The sequence below is a fragment of the Microbacterium sp. genome (assembly GCF_036277215.1).
Taxonomy (GTDB): domain Bacteria; phylum Actinomycetota; class Actinomycetes; order Actinomycetales; family Microbacteriaceae; genus Microbacterium.
Window position 1 is genome coordinate 1 of the sequence record NZ_DASUNI010000114.1, and the last position, 6,069, is coordinate 6,069.

Below are 6,069 nucleotides of genomic sequence, written 5' to 3' on the forward strand. Positions count from 1 at the left end.
CGCTGCTGGATCCGTACGGCCTCGGGCTGACCCTGCTGCGGGATGCCGGGGGCGCACCGGTCGAGATCGCCCTGGATCTGCCGGGCGATCGCCGACTGTTCGCGCGCGTGTGGGTGGCCGATATCGGGCGCGTCCCGCTGCTGCTCCTCGACTCGGAGACACCCTCGAACTCCGAGGAGATGCGACGGGTCACCGACCGGCTGTACGGAGGCGGCGGCGAGCACCGCCTGCTGCAGGAGCTGCTGCTCGGCGTCGGCGGCGTGCGGGCCGTGCGCGCGTTCTGCGGCGTCACGGGTCGGGCCAAGCCGGACGTCTACCACACGAACGAGGGTCACGCCGGGTTCCAGGGGCTCGAGCGGATGTCGGAGCTCATCACCCAGGACGGCCTGAGCTTCGATGTGGCGCTCGCGCAGGTGCGCGCCTCCACGGTATTCACCACGCACACGCCCGTTCCGGCGGGCATCGACCGGTTCCCCCGTGCGCTCATCGCCGACTTCCTCGCGAGCGGTCTCTTCGCCGGGCTCGACTCGACGCGTGCCCTCGCGCTCGGACTGGAGGATTACGACGGCGGCGATCAGAACGTCTTCAACATGGCCGTTCTCGGCCTGCACCTCGGTCAGCACGCCAACGGCGTTTCCGTCCTGCACGGCGAGGTCAGCCGCGGCATGTTCGGCGCACTGTGGCCCGGGGTCGACACGGACGAGGTGCCGATCACGTCGATCACGAACGGCGTGCACGCGCCGACGTGGGTGCATCCTGCGATCAAGGCGCTCAGCGAGCGGGCCTTCGGCGATGCGCACAGCGCCCGACATGACTGGACCGATCGCGCCGTGATCAGCGACGGCGAGCTGTGGGGCGTCCGAGAGCAGATGAAGAGCGAGCTGGTGGCCGAGGCGCGGCGGCGGGTCGCGGCATCCGCTCGTTCGAACGGCAGCGGCGTGGTGCCGGCCTGGATCGACGACATGCTCGATCCCGAAGTGCTCACGATCGGCTTCGCGCGCCGCGTTCCGACGTACAAGCGCCTCACGCTGATGCTGCGCGACCCGGAGCGTCTCACGAGACTGCTCACCGATCCCGACCGGCCGGTGCAGATCGTGATCGGCGGCAAGTCCCATCCAGCCGACGACTCGGGCAAGATCCTCATCCAGCAGCTCGTGCGCTTCAGTCGCGATCCCAGGGTGCGCGGGCGGATCGTCTTCCTGCCCGATTACGAGATCACACTCGCCAAGTCCCTCTACCCGGGATGCGACGTGTGGCTCAACAACCCGCTCCGCCCGCTGGAGGCCTGCGGCACATCCGGCATGAAGGCGGCCCTGAACGGCGCCTTGAACCTGTCGATCCTCGACGGGTGGTGGGATGAGTGGTTCGACGGCGAGAACGGCTGGGCGATCCCCACGGCCGACACCGCCTCGAGCGACGAAGAGCGCGACGATGCCGAAGCATCCGCGCTGTACGACCTCATCGAGCACCAGCTCGTCCCCAAGTTCTACGACCGTGAGGGTGGCATCCCTCTGGCGTGGCTCGGGATGGTGCGCCACACGATGACGGAGCTCGGCAAGAAGGCGACGAGCGACCGGATGGTGCAGGACTACGTCACACGCCTCTACGTCCCGGCCGCGGAGCACGACGCCGCCCTGCGCGCCGATGGGTTCGCGGGTGCGAAGGAGCTGGCGGCATTCGTGACCAGGGTGCGCGATTCATGGCGCGATGTGCGCGTCGACACGGTCGACAGCTCCGGCATCCCGGCGCAGGCGCAGTCGGGCGATTCGCTGCAGGTGACGGCGGGCGTTCTGCTGGACGGTCTCTCGATCGACGACGTCGCGGTGGAGCTGGTGTACGGGCGCACCGACGAGGACGACGCCCTGGTGCGGGAGCACTCGGTCTACCGGCTCACCCCGAACGGCGACGCCGTCGAGGGCGTGACGCAATTCACGGGCACCCTGCCCCTCAGCGTGACCGGCAGCTTCGGGTACACGGTGCGCGTGGTGCCGACGCATCCGCAGCTGGTCTCGCCGGTCGAGCTGGGCCTCGTCACCTACGCGTCGTGAGTCCCGGGACGTCGGGCGACCGCGGAACGCGAGACCGAACGCCGCGGCTTAGGGTTGCAGCGTGAAGCCGTTCGTCCTCCTCTCGACACGGGCCGACGACGGGCCCGCGGACGAGGAGTACTCGCTGTTCCTGCGGTATGCCGGACTCTTCGCCGCTCAGCTCGTGCGGGTGCGCCTCGAAGCCGCGCCGATGCCGCAGCTCGACCTCGACGAGTACTCCGGGATCTTCGTCGGCGGCGGACCGTTCAACGCCTCCGACCCGCCCGCGAAGAAGTCCGCGGTGCAGCAGCGGGTCGAGGCCGAAGTGGCTCAGCTTCTCGATGAGGTGGTCGCTCGCGACTTCCCGTTCTTGGGCGCCTGCTACGGAGTCGGCACCGTCGGCGCCTACCTCGGCGCCACGATCGATCGCGAGCACTCCGAGCCGATCAGCGTCGTGCCGGTGACCCTCACCGAAGCCGGCGCCGCCGACCCGCTCCTGAACGGGATGCCGATGACCTTCGACGCGTTCGTCGGTCACAAGGAGGCGATCTCGCTGCTCCCCTCCACGGCTGTGCTGCTGGCGAGCTCGCCGGGGTGCCCCGTGCAGATGTTCCGCGTGGGCACCAATGTCTACGCCACGCAGTTCCACCCGGAGCTGGACGTCGATGGGATCACGTCGCGGATCCACGCGTACGCCGATCACGGCTACTTCGCTGCGGACGAGCTGGAGCTCACGCTCGCAGCGGTGCGCCGTGCCGCCGTGTCGCACCCGAGCCTGATCCTGCGCACGTTCGTCCAGCGCTATGCGCGCTGACCGTGGCCCTTTCAGGCTGACCGCCCAGCTGCGGGTCAGAACGACGGCGGTGTGTGCCAGATCCGCTCGATGTAGTCGCGCATCGACCGATCCGACGAGAAGAAGCCGCATCGGGCGACGTTGAGGATCGCAGACCGAGTCCAGGCGTCCTGGTCGGCGTACGCGGCATCGACCTTCGCCTGCGCCTCGATGTACGAGGCGTAGTCGGCGAGCACCATGAACCGGTCGTCGTAGAGCAGGTTCGACACGATCGGCTCGAAGGCCGAACGGTCTCCGTCCGAGAAAGCCCCCGACGCGATGAGGTCCAGGGCGCGGCGCAGATCGTCGTCGGCCTGATAGAAATCGCTGGGCTTGTAGCCCTCCGCCCACAGCGCCTCGACGTCGGGCTCGCTCATGCCGAACAGGAAGAAGTTGTCGTCGCCGACAAGCTCGCGGATCTCCACGTTGGCGCCGTCGTCGGTGCCGATCGTCAACGCGCCGTTGAGCGCGAACTTCATGTTGCCGGTGCCGGACGCCTCTTTGCCGGCGAGCGAGATCTGCTCCGACAGATCGGCCGCCGGGATCACCCGCTCCGCGAGGGTGACGTTGTAGTTCGGCGGGAACAGCACCTTCAGCCGTCCCTCCACGCGCGGGTCCGCGTTCACCACCGATCCGACGGCGTTGATCAGATGGATGATGTGCTTCGCCATCGCGTAGCCCGGAGCGGCCTTCGCGCCGAAGATGAACGTCCGCGCCTGGACATCGGATGCCGCCACCTGGCCCGACACGATCCGCTCGTACGCAGTCACGATGTGAAGGACGTTCAGCATCTGCCGCTTGTACTCGTGGAGGCGCTTGACCATCACGTCGAGCATGTGCCCGTCGCTGATCTCGAAGCCGTCGCGCTCTCGCAGCACCTCGCTCAGCCGTCGTTTGTTCACGGCCTTGACCTCGGCGAAGCGAGCCCGGAACTCCGGGTCTTCCGCATGGGTCTCCAGCTCCCGCAGCCGCTCCAGGTCGGTCACCCATCCCGATCCGAGCGCCTCGGTGATCAGGGCCGAGAGCGCCGGGTTCGCCAGCCGAAGGAAGCGCCGTGGCGTGACACCGTTCGTGACGTTCGTGAACTTGCCGGGGAAGAACTCGTTGAAGTCGGGCAGCACCTTGTCGCGGAGCAGCTGCGAGTGCAGCTCGGCGACTCCGTTGACCTTCGCACCGGCGACGGTCGCGAGGTAGGCCATGCGAACCGACCGCACCGGGTACTCGCCGATGATCGACATGTCGCGGATGCGCAGCTCATCGTCCCCGAAGCGCTCGCGGACCTCATCGAGGAAGTCGTCGTTGATGCGGTAGATGATCTCGAGGTGGCGCGGAAGGAGCTGACCGAGGAGCTCGACCGACCAGACCTCCAGAGCCTCGGGCAGCAGCGTGTGGCACGTGTAGGCGAAGCACTGCTGGGTGATCGCCCACGCGGCATCCCACTCCATGCCCTTCTCGTCCACCAGCACGCGCATCAGCTCCGGAACCGCGATGACGGGGTGGGTGTCGTTGAGCTGGAAGATCACCCGCTCCGCGAGCTTCGTCAGATCGAAGTCCTCGGGCAGGGTGACCTCGAGGAAGTCCTTGATGGATGCCGCGACGAAGAAGTACTGCTGCTGCAGGCGCAGCTCTTTGCCCTGCGGCGTCGAGTCCTCGGGGTAGAGCACCTTTGAGATGTTCTCGGCGAAGGTCTGCGCGCGCACCGCCTCTTCGTAATCTCCGGAGTTGAAGACGCGCAGGTCGAACGAGTTCGTGGCGACCGCGCTCCACAGGCGCAGCGTGTTGACGCGACCGTTCTGATAGCCCGGCACCATGTAGTTGTAGGGGACGGCCTGCACGCTCCACGCCGGGACCCAGCGAGACCGGGTCACTCCTTCGTCGTCGTCGAAGGTCTCGGTGTGGCCGCCGAATGAGATCGTCTGCGCTGCCTCCGGGTGCGGGAACTCCCACGGCGAACCCAGCGCGAGCCAGGCATCGGGCTGCTCGACCTGCTGGCCGTCGACGAACGTCTGGCGGAAGATGCCGTACTCGTAGCGGATGCCGTACCCGGTGTTGGGGACGCCCATCGTCGCGAGGGAATCGATGAAGCATGCGGCGAGGCGACCGAGTCCGCCGTTGCCCAGTCCCGGCTCCACCTCCTGCTGACGCAGTTCGTCCAGGTCGACGCCGCAGGTGGCGAGCGCCTCCTCGGCGACCTGGGTCAGCCCGCTGGCCAGGAGGTTGTTGTCGAGCTGCCTGCCCAGCAGGTACTCCGCCGAGAGGTAGACCACCTTCTTAGCCTGCGCCTTCCGCTGACGCCGGAGGTCTTCGAGCCACCGTGCCATCAGGTAGTCGCGGACCGTGTAGGCGAGCGCGTGGTAGCGGTCGGTGACACTCGAGCTCGACAGGGCGACACCGCGGTCGAAGTTGAGGTTGCGCAGGAACTCGCGGACGAAGCCGTCGACCGTGCTGGGCGGCGCCGTCACCGGTGCGATCGCGAGGGGGTGGGTCGCCCGCAGCGGGTGGGGCTCGGCCACTGCGGGGCGCGACGAGGCAGATTTTGGGGGCATAGTACGAAACTACCGATCGTCCCCGATGCCGCGCACGTCGCGGCGGGCCGGAAGCACCAGGATTTACATGCTCGTCACGTAGGGGCGGGAACGAAAGCCTCGACGATTGCTTCGCCGGCGGGCCTCTCCCCCGCCAATCCCGGGCCGAGCCCGAGGTCCACCAGCACGATCGATCCGGCGAGCTCGGTTCCGCTGCCGTTGGCCAGACCCGACTTGACCGCACCGAACGTGACTGTGACCGCCGCCGGCAGGACGACGCCGTCGCTCGAGCCGTCGTCGGGTTGGAGTCCGCTCGGCAGATCGACCGCGATCACGCGCGGCTTGCCCGCCCGTACGAAGGGCAGCAGTGCCTCGACGACGGTGCGCGCCGTGCCACGCAGGCCAGGATGCGACGAGGCGCCGATGCCGAGGATGCCGTCCAGCACGAGGTCGTAGTCGGATGCCGCGCTGATCACTTCAGGAAGGTCGATCTTGCGGCCACCCGCCGCGACCGCCGCGCCGAGACCCTCCACGTGCACCCGGTCGGCCGTGAGGAACACGTCCACCTCGACGTTGCCGGCCTCGGCCAGTGTCGCTGCGGCCAGCAGTGCGTCGCCTCCGTTGTCGCCGCTGCCGGCCAGCACGAGCACTCGCCCGACGTCCGAACCGAGTTCGCCCGCGGCGA

At 68.2% G+C, this 6,069-nt stretch carries 4 protein-coding genes; 2 read left to right on the forward strand and 2 right to left on the reverse strand.

Translation table 11 applies throughout. The features are described from left to right. Together glgP and VFX99_RS05860 are read left to right on the forward strand one after the other, a co-directional pair. Nucleotides 1-2,048 (forward strand): alpha-glucan family phosphorylase (gene glgP / locus VFX99_RS05855; protein WP_329665379.1); only part of this gene is annotated, 2,048 nt, incomplete at its 5' end. Nucleotides 2,049-2,109: 61 nt separating this feature from the next. Beyond that, nucleotides 2,110-2,841 carry a glutamine amidotransferase gene (locus VFX99_RS05860; RefSeq protein WP_329665380.1) on the forward strand — a complete coding sequence of 244 codons (732 nt, stop codon included), beginning with the start codon at nucleotides 2,110-2,112 and terminating at the stop codon, nucleotides 2,839-2,841. A 35-nt stretch (nucleotides 2,842-2,876) separates the two neighbouring features. On the opposite strand, the gene VFX99_RS05865 is transcribed toward VFX99_RS05860, so the two are convergent. Both VFX99_RS05865 and VFX99_RS05870 read right to left on the reverse strand, forming a co-directional pair. Next, nucleotides 2,877-5,405: a glycogen/starch/alpha-glucan phosphorylase gene (locus VFX99_RS05865; protein WP_329665381.1), complete on the reverse strand. Its 2,529-nt coding sequence runs from the start codon at nucleotides 5,403-5,405 to the stop codon at nucleotides 2,877-2,879. A gap of 74 nt (nucleotides 5,406-5,479) precedes the next feature. Continuing rightward, nucleotides 5,480-6,069: NAD(P)H-hydrate epimerase (locus VFX99_RS05870; protein WP_329665382.1), on the reverse strand; the 590-nt coding region annotated here is incomplete at its 5' end.